Below are 23416 nucleotides of genomic sequence, written 5' to 3' on the forward strand. Positions count from 1 at the left end.
GCCCGGCCGGGGCCGGGTGCGTCGGTGCGTCGTGCGTCGGGTGCGACGGCCGGCGTGGTGCGCCGGGCGCGCTGCCGAAGTTACCAGCGTGGGGACAGCGCATTCACGGCGGATCGGCGGTTCCGCTACGCTGCAGGCACGTGTCGGGGGGACACGGGTGCTGGAGTGCGGCGCCGGCCTCCCGGTCGGAGAGGACCCCCAGCCGTGAGCGAGAACCCGCCCAACCAGCCCGTCCCGCCGTCGCAGCGTGGTCCCGGCCAGCCAGGTCCCGGCCAGTTCGGATCCGGCCAGTCCGGTCCCGGCCAGTCCGCCGGGAACGGCCAGCCCGCCTGGCAGCAGCAGCCTGGAGGCCCGCAGCAGTGGTCGGGTCAGCCCGCCCCCGCCGCGCAGCCGTCCGATGCGTTCGGTCGCTTCTTGCGCTCCGTGTCCGGTCGCGACTGGCTGGCGGCCGTGCTCGCCGCCGTCGGCGGCTGGGTCGCGGCGTACGTCGTCGCCGGGCTCTCACTGCTCATCACCGTGGGCCTGCTCGCATCCGGCGGCAGCGGTTCGGCCGCTCCGTCCACCGGGTCCGGCACCGACCTCGGCGCGGGCTCGGCCCCCGACGTGGAGTCCCTACTCTCCGGCGTGAGCGTCCTGCTCGGTGCGCCGGCGCAGCTCGTGGCCCTCGCCGACCTCGGCCGTCTGCACCTGTCCGGGTCCATCGGGTTCCTCGGTTCCGGTTCGGGCTCGCTCGCCGTGGTGCCCGCGCTGGTGCTCGCCGCGCAGGTCGTCCTGGCCGTCGTGCTCACCCGCCGGATCCGCACGCGTGGCCTCGGTCGCACGCAGGTGCTCGTCACCGCGGTGGTCTCCGGCCTCGTCACGACCGTGCTCACGAACGTCGCGGCCGCCCTGTTCGCGATCCGGTTCCCGTCGATGTCCGGCGCGGTCATCGAGCCGGTGCACGCCGTCGGTGTCGGGAGCATCCTCGGCGCGTTCGTCATCGGTGCCCTGGCCGCGCTCCTCGCCCGGCCCTCCGTCCTCGCTGGTGGCAACGTCTTCGCCGCCCGTCTGCTCGGCACACTGCGTGTCGCCGCGTCGCAGCTCACGGTCCTCGTCGTGCTGGTCGCCCTCGTCGTCCTCGTCGTCGCCGTCATCGCCCAGCCGTCCTTCGGCTCCGCGTTACCGCTGCTGCTCGGCAACGTCGCGGTCGGGCTGACCGCGCTCGGGTTCTTCGGTGGTGTGGGGACCTCCGGCTTCGGGTCCGCCAGCGACACCGCCTCGGTGTTCGGCGGGGCCGGCGGCTGGACCTGGCTGGTCGTGCTGTTCGTCGTCGTCACCTCGGTCGTGGCCGGGCTCGCACTCGCCGTCCGCCGCAACGACCGGATCCGCACCACCCTCGACTGGGTCGTCACGCCGCTGGTGTGGTTCGCACTCGGTCTGCTCTTCTTCGTCCTCGGCACCGGCGTCGCCTCGTACCAGGTGAGCAGCACGAGCTCCGTGGACGCATCGGGGTCGATCGGCGTCGCGCCGTGGACGCCGATCGTCTTCGCCCTGTGGGGCGGCGTGATCGAGGTCGTCGCCCGGTACCTCGCTCCGGTGCTCCTGCCCCGCCTCGGTGGTGCCGCGGTGCTCCGGACGTCGCGTCTGGTCGGGGCGGACCCCCGCCCCGTCGTGCCGCAGGCGTTCCCGGCCGGGCCCGTCGCCGGTCCAGGCGCCCCCGTGGCACCCACCGCCTCCGCCGACCCGGCCGCTCCCGGTGCTCCCGCTGCGCCCGGCGCGCCTGTCGCCGCCGATGCTCCGGCCGCCGCCGCGTGGAACACTCCCCCGGCCGCCGGCCAGCAGGCCCCGTACCCGCCGGCCGGGTCCGGTCAGGAGCCCGCGGACGGCCAGCAGTCGATCTCCGGCGCGCAGCCGTCGTACGGGTCGCAGCCGCCCTACGGCACGCAGGCCCCGTACGGCGCACCACCCGCCTACGGGTCGCAGCCGTTCATCGGCGGTGGTGCCCCCGCTCCGGCACCGATGTCCCCGCGGTCCAAGAAGATCCTGGTCCGTTCGCTCATCGCCGGCGGCGCCGTGATCGTCGTCGTCATCGCCGGCGCGGTCACGACGAGCGTCCTCCGCGCCAACGTGTGGGGTCCGGCACCGACCGTCAAGTCCTACGTGCAGGCCATCGCCAGCGGTGACGCCGACACCGCCGCCGACCTGAGCGAGGTCCCCGACGACGCCGCGATGCTCGACTCGAAGGTGCTCCGGAGCGCGAAGGACCGCCCGTCGGACATCCGCGTCGGCCGGGTGGCCCGGACCGGTGACACCGCGATCGCCACCCTGAGCTACACGCAGGACGGCAAGAACCGCTCCGGCCAGGTGTCGTTGCGGCGCACGGGCACCTCGTTCCTGGTGAAGGACGAGTGGCGTGTCACGCAGCCCCTCGCCCAGCAGGTCACCCTGACGGCCTCCGACGTGCTCGAGGGTGCACCCGTGACCGTCGGCGGCAAGGAGATCGGGAAGATCAGCGAGGGCAAGTTCACGTCCCTCGCCTACCCCGGCACCTACCAGGTCTCGGTCGGCGGGACGAAGTACTTCACCGGCGGCACCGAGGAGGTCGCCGTGGGCACGGCCGCGTCCGGCTACGTCGACTTCGCGCCGAAGGCGACCAAGGCACTCGAGCAGGACGCCGAGCAGTACGTGACCGACCTGATCGACGACTGCGCCGAGAAGACCGAGCTCCGGGCCCTGAGCGGTTGCCCCTGGTACGGGCCCTACGACGCCGACGGCGGCGTGCAGTACGACGTCACGTCGAAGCCCGAGCTGCAGGTCGAGGCGTCCCGCGCCGGCACCGTGATGGTGACGAGCACGAAGGACGGGAGCGTCTCGTACAGCTACACCTCGTACCTCGGTGACGAGAAGCGCGGCGAGGATTCCTTCGATGTGAACCAGTACCTGAAGGTGGAGGACGGCAAGCTCGTCTCCGCCTACTGAGCAGGAGCCGACTGAGCAGGAGCCGACTGAGCGGCTCCGCAGCACCGCGACGGCCGACCCGGGATCTCCCGGGTCGGCCGTCTCAGTAGGCTGACGAGCATGGTCAGGACACGGGCGTGGTGCAAGGGCGACACGGTCGAGCGGGACTTCCCCGTCGACCGGATCTCCGACCTCGTCGCCGATCCGGACACGTTCGTCTGGATCGACTACACCGACCCGACGTCGGCTGACCTCGAGCAGATCGAGGAGGAGCTCGGCATCCACGCGCTCGCGGTCGAGGACGCCGTCGAGCACGGACAGCGGCCGAAGCTCGACCGGTACCGGGACAGTCTGTTCCTGGTCGTCTACGACGTGGGCGGCACGGACGACGAGGGCGACCTGATCACGCACGAGGTCAAGGCCTTCGTCACCGAACGGGCGCTCGTCACGATCCACGGGTCCGACGTCGACACCACCCCGATGGAACACCGGCTCACGGCGAACTCCGACATCGCCGAACACGGCGTGCCCTGGCTCGTCTGGGCGCTGCTCGACGCCGTCGTCGACCGGGCCACCGACACCGTCGAGGACCTGGAGCGGCAGATCGACGCGCTCGAGGACGACCTGTTCGAGCCGGGCGACCCCCGTGAGCAGCAGATCCAGCGGCGGTCGTTCCGGCTCCGCAAGACCCTCGGGGTGCTCCGGCGGCTGGTCGTCCCGACGCGGGACAGCGTCGCCTCGTTGCTGCACGGTGACGCGGAGACGATCTCGAACGGCATCCGGCCGTACTTCCGCGACGTCGAGGACCACCTGGTCTCGATCGCCGACTCGGTCGAACAGCTGCGCGACGCGGTGTCGAGCGTGCTCGACACGACCCTGAACCTGGCGTCGAACCGGCAGAACACCGTCATGAAGAAGGTCACGAGCTGGGCGGCGATCATCGCGATCCCGACGGGGGTGACGAGCTTCTTCGGGCAGAACGTCGAGTTCCCGGGCGAGGGAGCCTGGAGCGGGCTCTGGGCGTCGCTCGCGATCATCACCGCGTCGTCGCTCGTGCTCTACCGCGTCTTCAAGACCCGCGACTGGCTCTGAGCGCGCAGGGCTCCGGCACCCGAACGGTCCGAGGCCCCGCCGACGTCAGAGCGCGAGCGCCAGGACCCCGGCGACGACGGTGAGCGGCGCGACGATGCACCCGAGCGCCATGTACCGGCCCCACGACAGGTGCACGCCCTCGGCCGACAGCCGCGCGTGCCACAGGAGCGTCGCGAGTGAGGCCCACGGGGTGATGAGACAGCCGGCGTTCACGCCGATGAGCAGGGCCGCGTACCGCACGGCCTCGTGCCCGGCGGCAGGTTCGAGCACCAGGTACGCCGGCAGGTTGTCGATGCCGTTCGCCGCCACCGCGCCCGCACCGCCGAGCAGCAGCAGCGGGCCGGTCCCGGTGCCGCCCTGCAGCGCGTGCACGATCGGGTCGGTGATGCCCGTCGTGTGCAGCGCCTCGACCACCACGAAGAGCCCGGCGGCGAACAGCAGGGTCGACCACGGCACGCGGGACACCCGGAGTTCGGACGGCGACCGGAACGCCGCGACCACGACGAGCACCACGGCGGCCAGGACCGCAGCGATCCACACGGTCACCCCGGCCGTCAGGGCGACGACGAGCGCGACGAGCACGGCGGAGGCGGCCCAGAAGAACACGGGGTCGCTCGGCGTGCGGACGGACACCGGCGAGTAGCGGCCGAACAGCTTGCCCCGGAACACCACGAGCAGGACGACGCACGGCACGACCACCCCGGCGACCGCGGGCCAGGCCATCAGCCCGGCGAACGGCAGCGGGCCGCCGAGCCCCATCCGGTCGACGGCGAGCAGGTTCGTCAGGTTCGACACCGGCAGCAGCAGCGAGGCGGTGTTCGCGAGCCAGACCGTGGTGAGGGCGAACGGCATCGGGGGCAGTCCCACACGCCGTGCGAGCGAGATGACGATGGGGGTGAGGAGCACCGCGGTGGTGTCGATCGACAGGAAGACGGTGCAGAGCACGGCGAGCACGACGACCGCACCCCAGAGCCCGATGGTGCGTCCGCCACCGACCCGGGCGGCGACGTCGGCGAGGCGGTCGAACACTCCGGCGTCCGCGGCCAGCTCGGCGACGATGGTCAGTCCGAGCACGAACCCGAGGACCGGCAGGACCCGGTCGGCGAGCACGGCGAGGTCGTCGAGGGGCAGCAGCCCGAACACGACGCAGACCGCGCCGACCACGAGCAGGGCCGCTCCGATGACCGCTTGACGCACGAACACTCCTCCGGCAGACACCGCGGCAGGGTGACCGGCGGCGCTCCAATGTACGGGCCGGTAGCGTTGTCAGCACGACGACAGGAGGCCTCTGTGCGCAAGTTCATGTTCAACGGTGCGGTGTGGAGTTCGCTCATCAGCGGCTACAGCGTGCTGCAGACCACCCGCCAGGGACCGCGCGACTGGCGGCTCGCGCTGACCTGGGTCGCGTGGCTCGCCACGACGATCGTGGCGATCGGCACGGTCGTCGAGGACGACCGCGCGGTCAAGGCGCGCCAGTAGGACCAGACGCGGCAGGCGGTCGCAGACGCGACCGGCCTGACGGACGGGAGGCACGGTGCCAGCTGGCGCCGTGCCTCCCGTCCGTCGTCCTGGCCGTCCAGGGCACGCCGATCCCGTCACCGGGTCAGCGCTCGGACTCCGGGATGCCGGAGGTCTGGATCGGTCCGGTGAAGAGCGCACCGCGCTCGTCGTCGCCGAACAGCTGCGAGTCCCCCTCTGCCGGGCGTCCGCGTCGGCGCGGCGCCGTCGCGCTCGGCTCGGTGAGCTGCACCCGCTGCACCGGCAGGGCGTCCGGATGGGTGCGCTGGATCCACTCGACCATCTCCTCGCGGACGTAGCAGCGGAGGTCGAACAGGCCACCGGCATCGGGTGCGGTCACGAGGATGCGGACCCGGACGAGTCCTCCGACGGCGTCCGTGACCTGGAGCACCTTGACCCGGCGGTCCCAGATCGTCGAGGTGTCGAGGATCCGGTCGAGCTCCGCCCGCATGTCGGCCGGGCTCACCCGCCAGTCGAGGTCGAACTCCACGGCGCCGAGCAGTTCGCTGCCGGTCCGCGTCCAGTTCTCGAACGGCGTGCTCGTGAAGTACGTCGACGGCAGCACGAACCGACGGTCGTCCCACAGGTGCACGACGACGTAGGTCAGGGTGATCTCCTCGATCCGACCCCACTGCTGCTCGACCACGACGACGTCGTCCACCCGGATCGACCCGGAGAACGCCAGCTGCATGCCGGCGAACACGTTGCCGAGCGTGGACTGCGCGGCGAGGCCCGCGACCACGGAGATGAGGCCGGCGCTGGCGAGCACGCTCGCACCGGCCGCTTCGACCCCGTCGAAGGTCAGCAGGATCGCGCCGACCGCGATGATGACGAGCACGGCGACGGTGAGTCGCCGGATGATGAGCACCTGGGTGCGGATGCGACGCGCCTGCCGGTTGTCGGGCACGTCGATGCGGAAGCGGTGCAGCCCCAGGTCCTCGAGGAAGATCGCGACCTGGCACGCCAGCCAGCACCCGGTCGCGATCGTGACGATGAGGAAGGCGTGCGCGACCTCGTCGCGCCACGGGTAGGCGTCGGCGTTCCGCGGGATGCTCGACGTGAACGCGATCCAGAGCAGGACCACCAGCAGCACGGTGCGGAACGGGTGCTTCGTCCGTGGCGAGAGCACGCCGGCCCAGCGTTCCCGGCGCGCGATCGCCCGGAGGACCAGGTGCAGGACGAGGGCGACGACGGCGGTGACGAGCAGGGCGAACCCGATCGCGACGAGGAGTCGGAGGAGGATGTCCATCCCTCCATGCAAGCAACGGACGACGGTCGTCGTTCAGGATCGGGCCACCGTCGGCTGTGCGGACGTTCAGCAGCTGCGGTTCGACCGAACCGGGGTTTGCGTGACGGCCCGGTCCGGTGCGCATGTAGGTTCTCTCGCATGACAGCGCAGAACGACACGGGTGGCAACCGAGCGCCGGCGAACGACTTCTCGCACGAGCAGGAGGGCTACCAGCACGGTCTGAAGCCCCGGCAACTGCAGATGATCGCGATCGGCGGCGCGATCGGCACCGGCCTCTTCCTCGGTGCCGGTGGACGCCTGCACACCGCGGGCCCCGCGCTCGCGCTGACCTACCTGGTCGCCGGGATCTTCGCCTTCTTCATCCTGCGGGCCCTGGGCGAGCTGGTGCTGCACCGCCCGTCCTCGGGGTCGTTCATCTCGTACGCCCGCGAGTTCTACGGCGAGAAGTTCGCGTACGCCGCGGGCTGGATGTACTTCCTGAACTGGGCGATGACCTCGATCGTCGACACCACCGCGGTCGCGATCTACCTGCAGTACTGGTCGGCCTTCACCGCCGCACCGCAGTGGCTGCTGGCGCTGATCGCCCTGGTCGTCGTCCTCGCGGCGAACATGGTCGCCGTGAAGGTGTTCGGTGAGCTCGAGTTCTGGTTCGCCCTGATCAAGGTCGCCGCACTGGTGACGTTCCTCGTCGTCGCGATCATCTGGCTCGTCTTCGCGTTCCCGGTCGAGGCCGGTGGCGAGGCCGTCCGGACCGGCTTCTCGATCTGGGGTGACAACGGCGGGCTGTTCCCGAACGGGCTGCTCCCCGCGGTCATCGTGATCCAGGGTGTCGTCTTCGCCTACGCCGCGATCGAACTCGTCGGCACCGCGTCGGGTGAGACGCAGAACGCCGAGAAGGTCATCCCGCGCGCGATCAACTCCGTGGTCTTCCGCATCGCGGTCTTCTACGTCGGGTCGATCGTCCTGCTCTCCCTGCTGCTGCCGTACACGGCCTACAAGGAGGGCGAGAGCCCCTTCGTGACGTTCTTCTCGTCGCTCGGCAACCCGCACGTCGGCGCGATCGTCGGCGGCATCATGAACTTCGTCGTGCTCACCGCGGCCCTGTCGTCCCTGAACGCCGGCCTGTACTCCACCGGACGTGCGCTCCACTCGATGGGGATGAACGGTTCGGCGCCGAAGTGGACCACGAAGATGTCGAAGGGCGGTGTCCCCTACGCCGGCATCCTGCTCACCGCGGCGTTGACCGTCGCGGGCGTCGTGCTGAACTACTTCGTGCCGAGCCAGGCGTTCGAGATCGCCCTGAACATCGCCAGCCTCGGCATCATCACCGCGTGGGGCACGATCATCCTGTGCCAGATGCGGCTGCGCCAGTGGGCCAAGCAGGGGCTCGCGAAGGAACCCTCGTTCAAGCTCCCCGGGGCACCGGTCACCGCCTGGCTGACCCTGGCGTTCCTCGCCTCGGTCATCGTCCTGATGGCGATCGACTACCCCGTCGGCACGTACACGATCGCGTCGCTCGTCATCATCATCCCGCTGCTCGTCGTCGGCTGGTTCCTGCAGCGTGACCGCATCCTGCGCATCGCCGCCCTGCGCGAGGGCGTCACGGGTCCCTACCCGATCGGTGTCCGCAACCCCGCCGCCTCGGTGCGACGCGACGACGACGGGAGCTAGCGCTCCGCTTGTCCCCGGAACGCAAGGCCCCCAGCGCCGAACACGAGCGGTCCGGCACCCGTCGCTACCATCAGCGGGTGCCGGACCGCTCTGTTTCTCCCACCCTCGACCTGCAGCTCAGCTGGCGAGGTGCCTACGGACGCCTCCGGGTGTTCGCGGATCGTCTCGAGGCCGAGACCGACTACCAGCGCGAGACGCGGACGACGGTGCCGATGGACGCGGTGCAGGGGTGGCGCCTCGGACCGTGCGACGAGGACGCCGTCTGCGTCGAGTTCCTCGCCGGGCAGGACACCTACCGGGTGCTGCTCGACACCCCGGACGAGCAGCTCGCTGCGCTGGCGATCCGGAAGGTGCTCGGCCCGCCGCTGGAGTCCTGAGGACGCCGGTGCCGGGCCGCGGGAGGCCGCGGCGCGGTTGCCCGGTTGCGCGGTTGCCCGGGGGCCGGGGGCCGGGGGCCGGGGGCCAGGTCAGTCGTCGCTGTCGACGCGGTCGGTGACGACGTCACCGGAGCCGGCGTCGATGCGCACGCTGTGCTTGGTGCCGGACGAGTCGAGCACGTCGCCCTCCCAGACCACCGCGCCGACGTGGTCGTCGAGTCCGAGTTCGGTCACGGTCCCCGCGTGCAGGTCCTGGAAGGCGTCGACGGCCTGCTTGACGCTCAGGTCGGCGGCGGCGACGAAGCGCTCGTGCTCGGCTTTGTCGTCCGCGTCGGCGGCCTCGGTCTGCGGGGTGCCGGCGACCGAGGTGCCGTCGGCGTTCGTGTGCACCTCGTGCTCGGTGCCGTCCTTCGTCACGACCAGGACCTCGTAGGCGGAGGCGCCCTGCTCCTGCTCGACCGAGATGACGGTACCCGACCCGACCTCGCCGCGTGCGGTGGCGACCGCCGCGAGCAGGGCCGTGTTCGAGCCGGTGGACGCGGCGCCGGACGCACCGGACGACGACGAACCGGAGCCCGACGAGTCCGTCGACGACGAGCCGACCGAGCCGGAGCCGGCCGAGCCGGTGTCGTCGTCGGAGTCGTCGCTGGCGCAACCGGTGAGTGCGAGCGCCGCGACGATCGGCAGGGCGGCGAACGCGGCGATGCGGCGGACGGAGGGCTTCTGGTGCTGGGTGCGGAAGTTCATGTGGACGAGCATCGCGTCGGGGTGCTGAAGCAGCCCTGAAGCCACCTGTTCAGCCGCCGAGTGCGATGCGGACGACGAACCGCGCGCCACCGAGCGGGGACGTGACCACGGACGTGTCGCCGCCGTGCGCCCGCACGGCGTCGCGGACGATGGCAAGGCCGAGCCCCGCGCCACCGGCATCCCGGCTGCGGGCCTCGTCGAGACGGACGAACCGCTCGAAGACGCGCTCGCGCTCGTCCTCGGGGACGCCGGTGCCGTCGTCGTCGACCGTGAGCACCGCGGACCCGTCGTGCTCGGTGAGCGACACGGCGACGCGTGTGCTCGCGTGCCGGACGGCGTTGTCGACGAGGTTGCGGACCACCCCTGCCAGCACGCGCTCGTCGCCGAGGACCCGCGCTGCCGAGATCGCCGAGCCGTCCACCCGGACCGCGGGGGCGTCGCCGTCCCGCGCGGGCGCGTCACCGGCCGTCGACCGCGCTCGCGCGCGGGCCACCGCGTCCAACGCCAGGTCGTCGAGGTCGACGGGGCGCCGCGTGCGGATCCCGCCCTCGTCGAGGCGGGAGAGCTCGAGCAGCCCGGTGACCAGGTCCTGCAGGCGCACCGCCTCGGACCGGACGACGTCGGCGAGGTCGGCCACCTCGGTCCGCCCCGGGTGCGCGACGGCGACCTCGGCGTGCTGCCGGATCGACGCGATCGGCGACCGGAGTTCGTGGGAGGCGTCGGACACGAAGCGCCGCTGGCTCTCGGCGGAGAGTTCGAGGCGGTCGAGCATGGCGTTCATGGTGCTCGCGAGCCGGGCGACCTCGTCACCGGTGTCCGGCACCTCGACCCGGGCGTCGGGACGGGCCGCTCGGATCGTCTCGACCTCGGTGCGCATCTGCTCCACGGGCCGCAGCGAGCGACCGGTGACGGCCCAGGTGACCGCGACCAGCACGAGCACCAGCACGGGCACCCCGACGGCGAGGAGCACGACGGCGGTGCGGACCGCGGTGTCGGCCTGGTCGAGCGTGCTGCCGTAGACGAGCGTCGCCTCACCGCCGCCGGGCAGGTCCACGTCGTCCGCCACGAGCAGCCAGCGTTCGCCGTCGTGGGTCCACCGGGACTCGTCGGCGGTGGGCAGGGCGGCGCCGTCGGCGTCCTCGCCGTGCGCCAGGACCGCCCCGCCGTCGCCGATCACCTGCACCAGGACGTCCTCGTAGCCGGTCACCGCGGCCGCACCGTCCGTCTCGACCCGCGAGGACACCTGCTCGAGACCGGCCTCGGCCGAGGTCCGCACGCCGTCGAGCAGCACGAGCCGCAGCACGACGACGAACGCGACGGCGCCGATGACCAGGGCCGCGAGGACGACGACCCCGGCGCCGAGGGTGGTGCGGGCACGGACCGACCGTGGGCGCCGTGGCCTGCTCCGTGCGGGCCCGCTCGCACGGGGGTTGACCGGCCGCTCAGCCACCGTCGGCCGCCAAGCGGTACCCGGCGCCACGGACCGTCTCGATCGCGGCACGCCCGAACGGCCGGTCGAGTTTCCGGCGGAGGTGTCCGACGTACACCTCGACGATGTTCGGGTCGCCCTCGAAGTCGACGTCCCAGACGTTCTCGATGACGTCGCGCTTCGACCGGACTTGTCCCGGGTGCCGTGCGAGGTACTCGAGCACGGCGAACTCGCGGCTGGTCAGCTCGACGGGGGTCTCGCCCCGAGCCACGGTGCGCGCCGCGGGGTCGACGACCAGGTCGCCGAGGGTCAGCACGGTGGGGCGCTCGCGGGCACCCCGTCGGACGAGCGCCCGGAGCCGTGCGACGAGCACCGGGTGCGAGAACGGCTTGGTGACGTAGTCGTCGGCCCCCGCGTCGAGCGCCTCGACCTGGTCCCACTCGCCGTCCTTGGCGGTCAGCATGAGCACGGGGGTCCAGTCGCCGTCGGCGCGGAGCTGCGCGCACACGGCCCAGCCGCTCAGGCCCGGCATCATCAGGTCGAGCACGATCGCGTCGTAGCGGAACTCACGCGCGTGCCACAGACCGTCCACGCCGTCGTTCGCGACGTCGACCGCCCACCCCTCGGCCTCGAGGCCGCGGCGTACGCCGTCGGCGAGCCGGACCTCGTCGTCGACCACCAGCACCCGCATGGGGTCGATCCTGCCGTGCCCCGCTGAAGCAGGGCTGAAGCGGCCGGCTCAGACCAGCAGCAGGATCCCTGCGATCACCGACGCGACGGCGATCGCGAGCGCGATGAGCAGGAGCACGAGGTGCACCGTGTAGAAGGTCGTCGGCTTGCCGGCGGCGTCGCGGGCACGAGAGTCCTTCGCGACGCGCTGGAAGAAGCGCGGCCAGGTGACGACGTTGAAGACGGCGCCGATGAACAGGACGACTGCGGCGAAGACGAGCACGGGACGATCCTACTGAACGCCGGGCGGGTGGTGCTGGTCCGGCGATGCCGGGCGGGTGGTGCTCGGCCGCCCCCAACGCGGCCGAGTCCCGACCCGGCAGGCCACAGGATCTGTAGCACCTGCTACAGACTCTACACGGCCTGTCCGGCAGCGTCGAGGGACTACGCGGTCTCGAGCGCGGCCTCGGCGTCGGCGAGGGCGGCACGCTCGGCGTCGGACAGTGACGCCCGTGCGCCCCGGACGCCGTCGTTGATCTCGACGATGCGGCGGCTGAGCCGGGTCGCGGGGTCGTCGGTCGGCGGGTAGGCGTTGTCCACCCCGATCCGTTCGTGCAGCGGCGCCAGGCGGCGCAGCGCATCGTCCACGCGGCGGGCCCGGCGCCGGCGGGAGATCCGGTGTCCGACGACGAGCAGCAGCATGCCGGACGCCACGCACAGCACGGCTCCCGGCGTGGTGACGTCGTAGGGCAGCGAGAGCGCGTGCGTGACGTCGAGGTCACCGGCGACGTGGGCGACGTCCATCACGACGACCACGACCATGCGGACGACCCCGAGCACCCCACCGAGGACCAGGACCCACAGCCCCACCAGGTCGGTGGTCGTCCGGGCTTCGCGGAGCCGGAGCACGCAGATGAACCCCGTCGCGCCGAGAGCGACTCCGAGGTAGACGGTCTGCGCGATCGAGTAGACGGTGGCCGCCGGGTGGGAGCCGGCGTCGAGCATGAAGGTCGTCGTGGTCGCGGGCTTGTCGAGCACGGTGAACGCGACGACGACCACCACGACGACCACGACGAAGGACACCACGACCGCGTTCCGGAGCCAGGGCCGCGCAGCACCGACCGCCTTCGCCACGCCCCACAGCAGCGTGCTCGTGCCGGCCACCATGAGGCAGTCGCTGACGACGGTCACGACGTTGTACCCGCCGAGCAGCGGGTCGAGCCACCGGTACAGCGGGTCGACGTTCGTCACGATGGTGGCGGCGAAGAGCAGGAACGTGAACGCCAGCGTGCGGTCCTGCCCGCGTTGCAGGACCAGCAGCACGATCGTCCCGACGATGAGCAGCACCGCCTGGACGACGGCGATGATCACCCGAAGACCCCTCGGAAGGCGCTCGGGCGGCCGCGGTGCTGGCGGATCACCGTGGCCAGGCGGTCGGCGAAGACCTCGGCCTCGTGCTCGTAGGTGTTCGAGAACATGCCCCGGGCCAGCGCACGCTCGACCTTGTACTCGGGCAGGTCGGGGACGACGTCGCGGATGTACGCGCTCTGCGGGGCGTGCTCCTGGTGCCGGTGCAGGACGTGCCCGAGCTCGTGGCCGATGACGAACGACCGGAACGTCGGCGAGGCCGTCGGCGAGATCATCACGAGGTGCGCGTGCTCGAGCGTGGCCACGAAGCCGCACACGGGCTCGGCGGCCAGGAACGACTCCTCGCGCACCACGATCGGCTTGCCGACGACGTCAGCGGCGGCGGCGACGGCCTGGTCGACGTCCGACCACCCCTCGGCGGCACCACGAGCCCAGAACGCCTCGACGAGGGCGTCGGTCATGCGACACTCCCCCGCTGCGATTCCTCCTCGAGCACCTCGGCGATGCGCCGCAGCGCGTCGGGTGAGAGTTCACCGGGGAAGGTCCGGGCCGCGAAGCCGCTCACGCGGGCGGAGCGCAGGGACCGGACGAGGGCGAGCTGGGCACCGATCCGTTCCGGTACCTCGCTGTCCTCGAGCAGGAAGCGTTCGTCGACCTCGAAGTACCCGGCCAGCAGGCGCAGGAGCTCGGTGTCGCGGTTGCGGCGGCCGTCGCCGGAGAGCATGTACGTCCACTTCGCCCGGGACAGCGACCCACCGTGGGCCGCGACGTACTCCTCGATCGAGGAGAACGGCACCGGGGCGCCACGCTGGGACTCCTCGAAGTCGAGGAGCAGGTTGAGGCGGCGCGCGAGCTCGGCGGCGTCGAGCGCCCCGCCCTTCAGATCACCCGTGTCCATGTCGGACTCCTCCCCAGCCGTGTCCGCGCGAGGTGTGGGTCCGGCGCGTGGACGCCATGCTAGCGCGGGCGCCCGCCACGCGCGCCGCTACCCTCGTGGGCATGCCCCGCCGCTTCCCCGCCACCGTCGCGGCACCGGTCGAGCACGAGATCGTCATCACGAAGTCGCGCTTCATCACCACCGTCGCGCCGGTCTCCGGCGTCGAGGACGCCGACCGCGTGATCGCCGAGGTCCGCCGGCGGTACTGGGACGCCCGGCACAACTGCACGGCGATGGTCACCGGCGTGCTCGGGGACCAGGCCCGTTCCTCGGACGACGGGGAACCCTCCGGCACCGCGGGCGTCCCGATGCTCGAGGTCCTGCGACGCCGCGGCCTGACCGACGTCGTCGCGGTCGTCACGCGGTACTTCGGCGGGGTGAAGCTCGGTGCCGGCGGACTGGTCCGGGCCTACTCGACCTCGGTGTCCGAGGCGCTCGACACGGCGGTCCTCGTCCGCCGCGAGGCCCTGACGCAGGTGCGCTTCGACGTCGACCACGCCGACGCCGGTCGGCTCGACAACGTGCTGCGCGACTGGGTCCGGCACCACCACGCGACGCTCGGTCCGACCGAGTACGGGCAGGCGGCGACCTTCAAGGTGTGGGTCCCCCACGAGTCGCTCGGCGCCCTGACGGCCGACCTCGCCGCCGCGTCGGCCGGTTCGCTCGAACCCGTCATCGGCGAGGAGCGGATCGTCGACGTCCCCGCCGACTGAATCCGCGGTTCCTGCACACCTCGGGCGTGTCTCCGCTTCGGCGTGGAAACCTGCCCGGAACGCACGAACGCCCCGACTCGATGAGCCGGGGCGTTCGTCCTGCGGTGCACCCCCTCGGACTTGAACCGAGAACCCACTGATTAAGAGTCAGTTGCTCTGCCAATTGAGCTAGAGGTGCATGTTCCGGCTTCCGTGCCGCAACGGGAATCAACAATAGCATGGGTTTCGCGCGCCCACGACCACTCGTGGGCGCACGACGCGAACAGGAGCACCATGACCGACCGTCTCGTCCCCGGCGACACCGCCCCCGACTTCACGCTGCCCGACCAGGACGGTGTGGAGCACTCCCTCGCTGCCCTTCGTGGCAAGAAGGTCATCGTGTACTTCTACCCGGCGGCCTCCACCCCGGGCTGCACCACCGAGGCCTGCGACTTCCGCGACAACATGTCCTCGCTGCAGGCCGCCGGCTACGAGGTCCTCGGCGTCTCGAAGGACGAGCAGGCGAAGCTCAAGACGTTCCAGCACGAGCAGGCGCTGACCTTCCCGCTGCTGAGCGACCCCGACCTCGCCGTGCACAAGGCCTACGCGGCCTGGGGCGAGAAGAACAACTACGGCAAGATCGTCACCGGCACGATCCGGTCCACGATCGTGGTCGACGAGGACGGCACCGTGCAGCTGCCGCTCTACAACGTCAAGGCGACCGGTCACGTGGCGAGCCTGCGGAAGAAGCTCGGCCTGGTCTGAGGACCGGCCACGCACCGGAGGCCCGGTGCCGGTTCTCGGAACCGGCACCGGGCCTCCGGTGTGTGGCGGACCAGACCGTCTACTCGGCCGGACGCGCGAGCGCGGCCGTCACCGACCGGGACAGCACCAGCGTGATGCCGAGCAGGGCCGGGACGAGCAGCAGCCAGCCGACCGCGGCGACCCGGAAGACGCCCTGGAACGCTCCGATCGCGATGGCGCCCTGCAGGACCTGCCAGACGATGATGCCGGAACGCACCCAGGCCCGGCCCTGCCACAGGCCGTTCAGCAGCGCACCGAGCCAGAGCGCGGCGATGGCGACGAGGACCGTGAGGGCGATGCCGGAGGCGATGCTCGTGGCCGGGGCGACGAGCAGTTCGACCACCAGGACGACCGTCACCACCACCAGCGCGAGGAACTCGAGGCCGACCACGGCGAGCAACCCCAGCATCGCCGGCGACCGGCGCGCGACGGGTGCGGAGGGATCGGTGTCGTTCGGGGTGTCGTCGTGCACAGTGATCCTCCAGCATCGGAACCCTTGATTTGGCCCTACCAGTATGGAACGATATTGGAGGTCGTTTGGACGGCACGATGTGGTGTGCGTCTCCCGTGGTTCATCGCTCCTCCCCCGAGCGTCTCGCGGGCGTCAGACACGCTTCCTGCGGACTCCTCCCCACAGTTGTCCCCTCCATGCCGCATGCATGGTCAGCGTTCCGATCCCCCGAACCACGGCCCCGGCCTGCCGTTCGAGCATCGACATCAAGGAGCACCACACATGGACTGGCGTGACAAGGCTGCCTGCCTCACCGCAGACCCCGAGCTCTTCTTCCCCGTCGGGAACACCGGGCCCGCCGTCGACCAGATCGAGAAGGCCAAGTCGGTCTGTGCGCGTTGCACGGTCACCGAGATGTGCCTGCAGTACGCACTCGAGAACAACCAGGACTCGGGTGTCTGGGGTGGTCTCAGCGAGGACGAGCGTCGTGCCCTGAAGCGCCGCGCCGCCCGCGCTCGCCGCGCGTCCTGACCCCGGTCGTCTGACACCACGACGCCCGTCGTCCCCTCGGGGGCGGCGGGCGTCGTCGTGCGTGCGGGCGGCTTCTGCAAGACACCGGTGTTCACGCATCGAACACCGGAATGCGGGTGTTCGACCGGCGAACACCGGTGTTTTGCGGACTCGAACCGCCGGGCGGCGTCAGGCGGGGGCGGTCAACCAGCGGAACGGGATGGTGATCGTCACCTCGGTGCCGCTGCCCGTCAGGGTGTGCCAGTCGATGGTGCCGCCGAGCTCGCCCTGGATGAGCGTTCGGACGATCTGCGTGCCGAGGCCCGAACCGACCTTGCCCTCGGGGAGCCCCACGCCGTTGTCGCGGACCTCGATCTCCAGGTGGTCGTCGAAGCGGCGGGCGACGATCTCGACCTCGCCGTCACGGCCGTCCAGCCCGTGCTCGACGGCGTTCGTCACGAGCTCGGTGAGGCCGAGGGCGAGCGGCGTCGCAGCCTCGGACGGCAGCACCCCGAACTCGCCGGTCTTCTTCGGGTGCACGGTGGTGTTGTGCGACGCGGCGACCTCGGTGACGAGCTTGAGCACCGAGTCGAACACCTCGTCGAAGTCCACCGTCTGGCTGAGGCCGCTCGACAGGGTGTCGTGCACGACGGCGATGGCGGCGACGCGCCGCATGGCGTTCTGCAGCGAGGTCCGCGCTTCGTCCGAGTGCGTGCGACGCGCCTGGATCCGGAGCAGGGACGCCACCGTCTGCAGGTTGTTCTTCACGCGGTGGTGGATCTCGCGGATCGTGGCGTCCTTGGTGATGAGCTCGCGCTCCTGGTGCCGCAGTTCGGACACGTCGCGGCAGAGCACGATGGCACCGATGCGCTCACCGTGGTCGCGGAGCGGGATCGAGCGGAGCGACACCGTGACGCCCTTCGACTCGATGTCCGCCCGCCACGGTGCGCGGCCGGTGACGACGAGCGGCAGGGACTCGTCGACGTCGAGCTGGGCACCGATGAGCTCGGTGGTGACCTCGGCGAGGGACTTCCGCTCGAGTTCCCCCTCGAAGCCCATGCGGTTGAACGCGCTCAGGCCGTTCGGGCTCGCGAACGTGACGATGCCGGCGGTGTCGAGGCGCAGCAGGCCGTCACTGGCACGGGGCGCACCACGACGAGGGCCCGCCGGTGCACCGAGGTCGGGGAAGTCACCGGTGGCGATCATGCCGAACAGGTCGTTCGCGCTCGCGGTGAAGTTGAGCTCCTGGCGGCTCGGGGTCCGCATCTCGTCCTGGTTGGAGTGCCGGGTGACGACGGCGATCGGCCGCTCGGTGGTCTCGGCGCTCTTCGCGCTGAGGCGGCGGAGCACCGGGATCGCGCGGACGCGAGTCGGGGTGTCCTCGTACCAGTCCGGCTCGGCGGAGTCGACGACCCGTGACCCGGCGAAGCTCTCGGTCACCTGGCCGCGCCACTCCTCGCGGATCTCCTGCCCGACGATGTCCCGGTAGAACAGCGTCGCCGCGGAGCTCGGCCGGGCGTGTGCGACGGCCACGAACGAGCCGTCCTCGGCGGTCGGCACCCAGAGCACCATGTCGGCGAACGACAGGTCGGCGAGGAGCTGCCAGTCCCCCACGAGCAGGTGGAGCCACTCCACGTCTGCTTCCGAGGAACGGCCTTGCGCGAGGACGAGGTCACTGAGGGTCGACACCCAGCCAGTCTAGGTCCGACGCCTTGTGGAGAACGTCGCCCTCTCCACAGCGTGGAACGGTTTGTATTTTGCATGTTGCACGCCCCATACGCTCGCTCCAACGACGGAAGGGGCAGGGGTGGCAGAGCAGGCACGCCGCATCGATCACGAGACGACGACGACGCACCCACCGCCGTTGCGGATCGTCGAACCGCCGCCGGAGCCCGCCACGGCGACCGGTCCCCCGGACCCGGCGACGACGGCACGAGCGCTCGGGCTCTGCGTCGCCGAGGTGCTCACCGGCGCGCGGGAGGTCGACAGCATCGCCCGGTGGATCAGCGACGACGTGCAGCGGCACCTGCAGCAGCGGGCCGCGGTGGCAGCGCACGCCCGGGGCTCCGGTCGGCGGGCACGCGGGCGCCCGGTGCTCCGGGTCGGCAGCGTCCTGGTGTGCCGCCCCGCGGCGGGCGTCGCCGAGGCGACGGTGGTCGTGCACACGCGCAGTCACGCGCGAGCGGTCGCCATGCGGCTCGAAGAGCGACACGGACGGTGGCAGGCGACCGCGATCGGGGTCCTGTAGCCGGGTCGCGGACGGACTGGAGGCCCGTGGCGGCGCCGCCACGGGCCTCCCGTCCGTCGGCGGTCACGCTTGGTGAGCAGGAATGGTCGGGTCCCGACGTGGGACCCGACCATTCCTGCTCACGATGCGCTCGCGCGCGGACGCTAGTTCTTCTTGGCCGCCTGGCGACGCTCGGCGCGGTTGCTCGCCGCGGCCTGGCCGGAGGCCGTGGCCGCGTTGCCGAACGCGGAGCCCTGCTCCGGTTCGGCGGCCGCTTCGGCCTCGGCCTGGGCGCGCTGCGCACGAGCGGTCGCCGCCTGCTCGAGGCGACCCTTCTCGTCGCGGACCTCGACCTCGCCGTCGATCGACGGCGCCGAGTACTCGAGGCCGGAGACCTCGTCCTCGCCGAGACCCTTGGCCTCGATCACCGCGTTCTCGCCGTCGGACTGCACCTGGACCTCGAGGTTGAACAGGTAGCCGACGGACTCTTCGCGGATCTGCCCCATCATCGTCTGGAACAGGGCGTAGCCCTCGCGCTGGTACTCGACCAGCGGGTCGCGCTGCGCCATCGCGCGGAGGCCGATGCCGTCCTTCAGGTAGTCCATCTCGTACAGGTGGTCGCGCCAGCGGCGGTCGATCACCGAGAGCACCACGCGACGCTCGAGCTCACGCATCGCCTCGTCGCCGAGGAGCTCCTCACGCTGCTGGTAGGCCAGCTTGGCGTCCGAGAGGATCTCGCGGGCCAGGAAGTCACGCGACGCCTTGCCCTTCGAGCCGGCCTCGGTGATGACCTCGTCGATGGAGATCGAGATCGGGTAGAGCGTGCCGAGCTCGGTCCACATGGCGTCGAGGTCCCAGTCGTCCGGGGAGCCTTCGCCGGTGTGGCTGTCGATCACGTCGTCGATGACGGCCTTGAGGAACGACTGCGCACGGTCGTGCAGGTCGTCGCCCTCGAGGATGTGGCGGCGGTCGCTGTAGATCGCCTCGCGCTGGCGGTTCAGGACGTCGTCGTACTTCAGGACGTTCTTGCGGATCTCGGCGTTGCGGCCCTCGACCTGCGCCTGGGCGGACCGGATCGCACGGCCGACGAGCTTGTTCTCGATCGCCAGGTCGTCCGGCACGTTCGAGCGGCCCATGAGGCTCTCGGCGGCACCGGAGTTGAACAGGCGCATAAGGTCGTCGGTCAGCGACAGGTAGAAGCGGCTCTCGCCCGGGTCACCCTGACGGCCGGAACGACCACGCAGCTGGTTGTCGATGCGGCGCGACTCGTGGCGCTCGGTACCGAGCACGTACAGGCCGCCGACGGCGCGGACCTTGTCGCCCTCTTCCTCGACCTCGGCCTTGACGCGGGCGAACACGTCGTCCCACTCGGCCTCGTACTCGTCCGGGGTCTCGGTCGGCGACAGGCCCTTGACGTGCATCTCCTGCACGGCGAGGAACTCCGCGTTGCCACCGAGCATGATGTCGGTACCACGACCGGCCATGTTCGTCGCGACGGTCACGGCGCCGAAGCGACCGGCCTGGGCGACGATCGCGGCTTCACGGGCGTGGTTCTTGGCGTTGAGGACCTCGTGCTTGACGCCCTGCTTGGCGAGGAGCTTCGACAGGTACTCGGACTTCTCGACGCTCGTGGTGCCGACGAGGACGGGCTGGCCCTTCTCGTGGCGCTCCGCGATATCCTCGGCGACCTGCTCGAACTTCGCCTTCTCGTTCTTGTAGACGAGGTCCGTCTGGTCGATGCGCTGCATCGGCTTGTTCGTCGGGATGGGGACGACGCCGAGCTTGTAGGTCGACATGAACTCGGCCGCCTCGGTCTCGGCGGTGCCGGTCATGCCGGAGAGCTTCTGGTAGAGGCGGAAGTAGTTCTGCAGCGTGACGGTGGCGAGGGTCTGGTTCTCGGCCTTGACCTCGACGCCTTCCTTCGCCTCGATCGCCTGGTGGATGCCCTCGTTGTAGCGGCGGCCCATCAGGATGCGGCCGGTGTGCTCGTCGACGATGAGCACCTCGCCGTTCATCACGACGTAGTCCTTGTCCTTCTTGAACAGGGCGACGGCCTTGATGGAGTTGTTCAGGAACGAGATGAGCGGGGTGTTCGCCGACTCGTACAGGTTCTCGATGCCGAGGTAGTCCTCGACCTTCTCGATGCCGGGCTCGAGGACACCGACGGTGCGCTTCTTCTCGTCGACCTCGTAGTCCTCGCCCGGGGTGAGGCGCTTGGCGATCGAGGCAAACTCGGTGAACCAGCGGTTGGCCTCGCCCGAGGACGGACCGGAGATGATGAGCGGCGTGCGGGCCTCGTCGATGAGGATCGAGTCGACCTCGTCCACCACGGCGAAGAAGTGGCCGCGCTGCACCATGTCGGAGGCCTGCCACGCCATGTTGTCGCGCAGGTAGTCGAAGCCGAACTCGTTGTTCGTGCCGTACGTGATGTCGGCGGCGTACTGCTCGCGGCGCTCGGCCGGGCTCTGGTTCGCGATGATGCAGCCGGTGGTCATGCCGAGCGCGCGGAAGACGCGGCCCATGATCTCGGACTGGTACGACGCCAGGTAGTCGTTGACCGTGATGACGTGCACGCCGCGCGACGGGATCGCGTTGAGGTACGCGGCGGTCGTCGCGACGAGGGTCTTGCCCTCACCGGTCTTCATCTCGGCGATGTTGCCGAGGTGCAGTGCCGCGCCACCCATGAGCTGCACGTCGAAGTGCCGCATGCCGAGGGTCCGCTTCGCGGCTTCACGCACGGCGGCGAACGCCTCGGGCAGGAGGTCGTCGAGGGTCTCGCCGTTGGCGTACCGCTCGCGCAGCTCCTTGGTCTCGTCGTGGAGTTCCTCGTCGGTGAGGCTCGAGAAGTCGTCCTCGAGGTCGTTGATGGCCGAGGCGTACGCCTTCAGCCGACGGAGGGTTCGTCCTTCGCCGATGCGGAGGACCTTCTCCAGCACGTTTGCCACGTGAACTCCTTACGAGGTCGTCGCGCGCGACCTGCACGCCCGATCGACCAGTCATGCTAGCAACCCGCGAACGCACGGCGCTGTGAGCGGCGCCGCTGCCCGCGGACACGGGTGTGCGCGGCCCGCGAACGGACCGCGCACACGGTGCGGGACCGGTGGTCCCGAGTGGGATCAGGCGATCGCGGCTGCGCGCTCCGCGTCGGCGTCCGCGTCGACCGCGGCCGGCGCCTGGCCGGCCGGCACCTCGTCGATGCCGATCACGCCGTAGTCCCAGCCCTTGCGTCGGTACACGACACTCGGACGGCGGGTCTCGGCGTCGAGGAACAGGTAGAAGTCGTGCCCGACGAGCTCCATGTAGTACAGGGCGTCGTCGACCGTCATCGGGGCGGCCTCGAAGACCTTGTGCCGGATGACGACCGGGCTGTAGACCTCGTTCTCGTCCTCGGCGGTCTCCTCGTCGACGACCGGGACGGCACCGGTCGCGACGTCCTCGATGAGCTTGCCGTCGGCCGGGACGACACCCATGCCGTCGAAGCCGCTGCCGGCGGCCTCGGCGACCGAGGTGGGGCGGTGCCGGCCGTGGTGCACCTTGCGGCGGTCACGCGCCCGACGGAGGCGTTCCATGATCCGCGCGAAGGCGAGGTCGAAGGCGGCGTACTTGTCCGACGCCGCGGACTCGGCCCGTACGAGCGGCCCCGGTCCGATCAGCGTGAGCTCCACGCGGTCCTCGCCCTGGCTGCCGCTCGACTTCTCGTGGTGGCGGCTGATGCGCACCTCGAAGGCGAGGGCGCGGTCGGCGAGCACGTCGATCTTCTCGGACTTCTGTTCGACGTAGGTGCGGAAACGGTCGGTGACCCCGACGTTCCGGCCCGTGATCGTCACGTCCATGTGGCGGCTCCCATCCAGTGTCGGCGCGTCGCCTCCGTCCGGCGACCCGAACGCCTTGTCGCGAGGCTAGACCCGGCGCACCCTCGGCGTCACGGGGAGGCGGCGAGTCCGTCGGACACTCACCGGACACACAGCGGCCACCGGGTGTTCACCGAGCGTCAGTCGTCGACGCTCGCCACGGCGACACAGCGCACCACCCGCCCGCCCGCAGCGCGCACGGCACGGACGCCCTCAGCCATCGTCACTCCCGTGGTGACGACGTCGTCGACGAGCACGACGTCGCGGCCGTCGACGCCGGACGCACGCAGGGTCCCGACGGTCGCGGCGACGCGTTCCACCGCCGACCGCTCCTTCTGCCCCGGTCCGGATCGCCGTCGTCCGGCAGGGGTGCGGACGAGGCGCCCCGTGTGCCGGACACCACCACGGGCGAGCAGCAGCACCACCGGGTCGAACCCACGCCGTCGGGCGCCCGCCCGGGACGGCGGCACCCGGAGCACCACGGTGCCGTCCGGGGCCGCGGCGAGCGCCGCACGGACGAGTGCACCGAAGCGGACGCCGAGCGGTCGGGCGACGTCGACCCGGCCCCGGAGCTTGAGTTCGAGGACCAGGGTGCGGACCAGCCCCTCGTACTCGAAGGCGGCGTCGAGCCGGACGCCGGCGACCAGCCGGACCCGCCGGGGCCGTGCTGCGAGCGCCGCGCCGCACGGTGGGCAGAGCGCGCGGTCCGGGCGGCCGCAGCCCAGGCAGGTGACGGGCAGGACGAGCCCGAGCACGGCGAGCAGGGCATCGCACCAGGGGGTGGGGGCGTCATCAGGGGACATGCCCACGACTGTGGTGGTGACCGGACGACGGCGGTGGGCCGGTGCGCCGGACGGTGGACGGGCCTCCAGGCCGGGTGGGGTGTG

At 71.1% G+C, this 23416-nt stretch carries 23 protein-coding genes and 1 tRNA gene; 9 read left to right on the forward strand and 15 right to left on the reverse strand.

Annotated features, from left to right (window positions below; translation table 11 throughout):
- The first annotated feature begins 204 nt into the window (after positions 1-204).
- On the forward strand, positions 205-2958 hold the full coding sequence (locus ORG17_RS10950; protein ID WP_214525864.1) for a hypothetical protein: 2754 nt from the start codon (positions 205-207) through the stop codon (positions 2956-2958).
- Positions 2959-3057: 99 nt separating this feature from the next.
- Positions 3058-4029 (forward strand): magnesium transporter CorA family protein, encoded by a 972-nt coding sequence (locus tag ORG17_RS10955; protein ID WP_071246402.1) that lies wholly within the window; start codon positions 3058-3060, stop codon positions 4027-4029.
- 45 nt (positions 4030-4074) lie between these two features.
- On the opposite strand, the gene ORG17_RS10960 is transcribed toward ORG17_RS10955, so the two are convergent.
- Positions 4075-5226 (reverse strand): SLC13 family permease, encoded by a 1152-nt coding sequence (locus tag ORG17_RS10960; RefSeq protein ID WP_214525866.1) that lies wholly within the window; start codon positions 5224-5226, stop codon positions 4075-4077.
- A 93-nt stretch (positions 5227-5319) separates the two neighbouring features.
- Between ORG17_RS10960 and ORG17_RS10965 the strand changes: the two genes are divergently transcribed.
- Positions 5320-5508 carry a hypothetical protein gene (locus ORG17_RS10965; protein WP_027466522.1) on the forward strand — a complete coding sequence of 63 codons (189 nt, stop codon included), beginning with the start codon at positions 5320-5322 and terminating at the stop codon, positions 5506-5508.
- Positions 5509-5632: 124 nt separating this feature from the next.
- Here ORG17_RS10965 and ORG17_RS10970 read toward each other — a convergent pair whose 3' ends face one another.
- Positions 5633-6796 (reverse strand): mechanosensitive ion channel family protein, encoded by a 1164-nt coding sequence (locus ORG17_RS10970; protein ID WP_214525868.1) that lies wholly within the window; start codon positions 6794-6796, stop codon positions 5633-5635.
- A gap of 138 nt (positions 6797-6934) precedes the next feature.
- On the opposite strand from ORG17_RS10970, the gene ORG17_RS10975 reads away from it, so the two are divergent.
- The gene (locus ORG17_RS10975) at positions 6935-8467 is read left to right on the forward strand and encodes an amino acid permease (protein ID WP_214525870.1); all 1533 of its coding nucleotides are present in this window, start codon (positions 6935-6937) and stop codon (positions 8465-8467) included.
- Positions 8468-8544: 77 nt separating this feature from the next.
- The gene (locus ORG17_RS10980; RefSeq protein WP_146247836.1) at positions 8545-8844 is read left to right on the forward strand and encodes a hypothetical protein; all 300 of its coding nucleotides are present in this window, start codon (positions 8545-8547) and stop codon (positions 8842-8844) included.
- A gap of 90 nt (positions 8845-8934) precedes the next feature.
- Here the strand turns inward: ORG17_RS10980 and ORG17_RS10985 are convergent, their stop codons facing one another.
- The 7 genes from ORG17_RS10985 to ORG17_RS11015 form a co-directional block, all read right to left on the reverse strand.
- Complete coding sequence (locus tag ORG17_RS10985) at positions 8935-9591, reverse strand: PepSY domain-containing protein (RefSeq protein ID WP_214525872.1); 657 nt, start codon at positions 9589-9591, stop codon at positions 8935-8937.
- A 49-nt stretch (positions 9592-9640) separates the two neighbouring features.
- On the reverse strand, positions 9641-11041 hold the full coding sequence (locus ORG17_RS10990; protein ID WP_214525874.1) for a sensor histidine kinase: 1401 nt from the start codon (positions 11039-11041) through the stop codon (positions 9641-9643).
- Complete coding sequence (locus ORG17_RS10995) at positions 11034-11711, reverse strand: response regulator transcription factor (protein WP_110865386.1); 678 nt, start codon at positions 11709-11711, stop codon at positions 11034-11036. Before ORG17_RS10995 ends, ORG17_RS10990 begins: the two co-directional genes overlap by 8 nt.
- 48 nt (positions 11712-11759) lie before the next feature.
- Positions 11760-11972, reverse strand: coding sequence for an SCO4848 family membrane protein (locus tag ORG17_RS11000; RefSeq protein ID WP_027466517.1), 213 nt, complete (start codon positions 11970-11972; stop codon positions 11760-11762).
- Positions 11973-12133: 161 nt separating this feature from the next.
- Positions 12134-13060: a hypothetical protein gene (locus tag ORG17_RS11005; protein WP_214525876.1), complete on the reverse strand. Its 927-nt coding sequence runs from the start codon at positions 13058-13060 to the stop codon at positions 12134-12136.
- Entirely contained in the window at positions 13057-13518 is a 462-nt protein-coding gene (locus ORG17_RS11010) for an ImmA/IrrE family metallo-endopeptidase (RefSeq protein WP_214525877.1), read from the reverse strand. Before ORG17_RS11010 ends, ORG17_RS11005 begins: the two co-directional genes overlap by 4 nt.
- Complete coding sequence (locus ORG17_RS11015; protein WP_051596928.1) at positions 13515-13955, reverse strand: hypothetical protein; 441 nt, start codon at positions 13953-13955, stop codon at positions 13515-13517. Before ORG17_RS11015 ends, ORG17_RS11010 begins: the two co-directional genes overlap by 4 nt.
- A 95-nt stretch (positions 13956-14050) precedes the next feature.
- Between ORG17_RS11015 and ORG17_RS11020 the strand changes: the two genes are divergently transcribed.
- Positions 14051-14707 (forward strand): YigZ family protein, encoded by a 657-nt coding sequence (locus ORG17_RS11020; RefSeq protein WP_214525880.1) that lies wholly within the window; start codon positions 14051-14053, stop codon positions 14705-14707.
- A gap of 105 nt (positions 14708-14812) precedes the next feature.
- Here the strand turns inward: ORG17_RS11020 and ORG17_RS11025 are convergent.
- Positions 14813-14885, reverse strand: a tRNA-Lys gene (locus ORG17_RS11025).
- Between the two features lie 95 nt (positions 14886-14980).
- Between ORG17_RS11025 and bcp the strand changes: the two genes are divergently transcribed.
- The gene (gene bcp, locus ORG17_RS11030) at positions 14981-15451 is read left to right on the forward strand and encodes a thioredoxin-dependent thiol peroxidase (RefSeq protein WP_027466512.1); all 471 of its coding nucleotides are present in this window, start codon (positions 14981-14983) and stop codon (positions 15449-15451) included.
- 79 nt (positions 15452-15530) lie between these two features.
- Here the strand turns inward: bcp and ORG17_RS11035 are convergent, their stop codons facing one another.
- Positions 15531-15962: a hypothetical protein gene (locus ORG17_RS11035; RefSeq protein ID WP_035808873.1), complete on the reverse strand. Its 432-nt coding sequence runs from the start codon at positions 15960-15962 to the stop codon at positions 15531-15533.
- Between the two features lie 261 nt (positions 15963-16223).
- On the opposite strand from ORG17_RS11035, the gene ORG17_RS11040 reads away from it, so the two are divergent.
- Complete coding sequence (locus ORG17_RS11040) at positions 16224-16472, forward strand: WhiB family transcriptional regulator (RefSeq protein ID WP_017888820.1); 249 nt, start codon at positions 16224-16226, stop codon at positions 16470-16472.
- A gap of 168 nt (positions 16473-16640) precedes the next feature.
- On the opposite strand, the gene ORG17_RS11045 is transcribed toward ORG17_RS11040, so the two are convergent.
- The gene (locus ORG17_RS11045) at positions 16641-18140 is read right to left on the reverse strand and encodes a sensor histidine kinase (RefSeq protein WP_027466510.1); all 1500 of its coding nucleotides are present in this window, start codon (positions 18138-18140) and stop codon (positions 16641-16643) included.
- Between the two features lie 118 nt (positions 18141-18258).
- Between ORG17_RS11045 and ORG17_RS11050 the strand changes: the two genes are divergently transcribed.
- Complete coding sequence (locus ORG17_RS11050; protein ID WP_176708998.1) at positions 18259-18699, forward strand: Rv3235 family protein; 441 nt, start codon at positions 18259-18261, stop codon at positions 18697-18699.
- 143 nt (positions 18700-18842) lie between these two features.
- On the opposite strand, the gene secA is transcribed toward ORG17_RS11050, so the two are convergent.
- From secA to ORG17_RS11065, 3 genes are all read right to left on the reverse strand, one after another.
- Positions 18843-21623 carry a preprotein translocase subunit SecA gene (gene secA / locus ORG17_RS11055; RefSeq protein WP_111056066.1) on the reverse strand — a complete coding sequence of 927 codons (2781 nt, stop codon included), beginning with the start codon at positions 21621-21623 and terminating at the stop codon, positions 18843-18845.
- A gap of 171 nt (positions 21624-21794) precedes the next feature.
- Positions 21795-22511 (reverse strand): ribosome hibernation-promoting factor, HPF/YfiA family, encoded by a 717-nt coding sequence (gene hpf, locus ORG17_RS11060; RefSeq protein ID WP_214525882.1) that lies wholly within the window; start codon positions 22509-22511, stop codon positions 21795-21797.
- 158 nt (positions 22512-22669) lie between these two features.
- Positions 22670-23332, reverse strand: coding sequence for a ComF family protein (locus tag ORG17_RS11065; protein WP_214525883.1), 663 nt, complete (start codon positions 23330-23332; stop codon positions 22670-22672).
- Positions 23333-23416: the final 84 nt, after the last annotated feature.

The organism is Curtobacterium flaccumfaciens pv. betae, from assembly GCF_026241855.1.
Lineage (GTDB): Bacteria > Actinomycetota > Actinomycetes > Actinomycetales > Microbacteriaceae > Curtobacterium > Curtobacterium flaccumfaciens.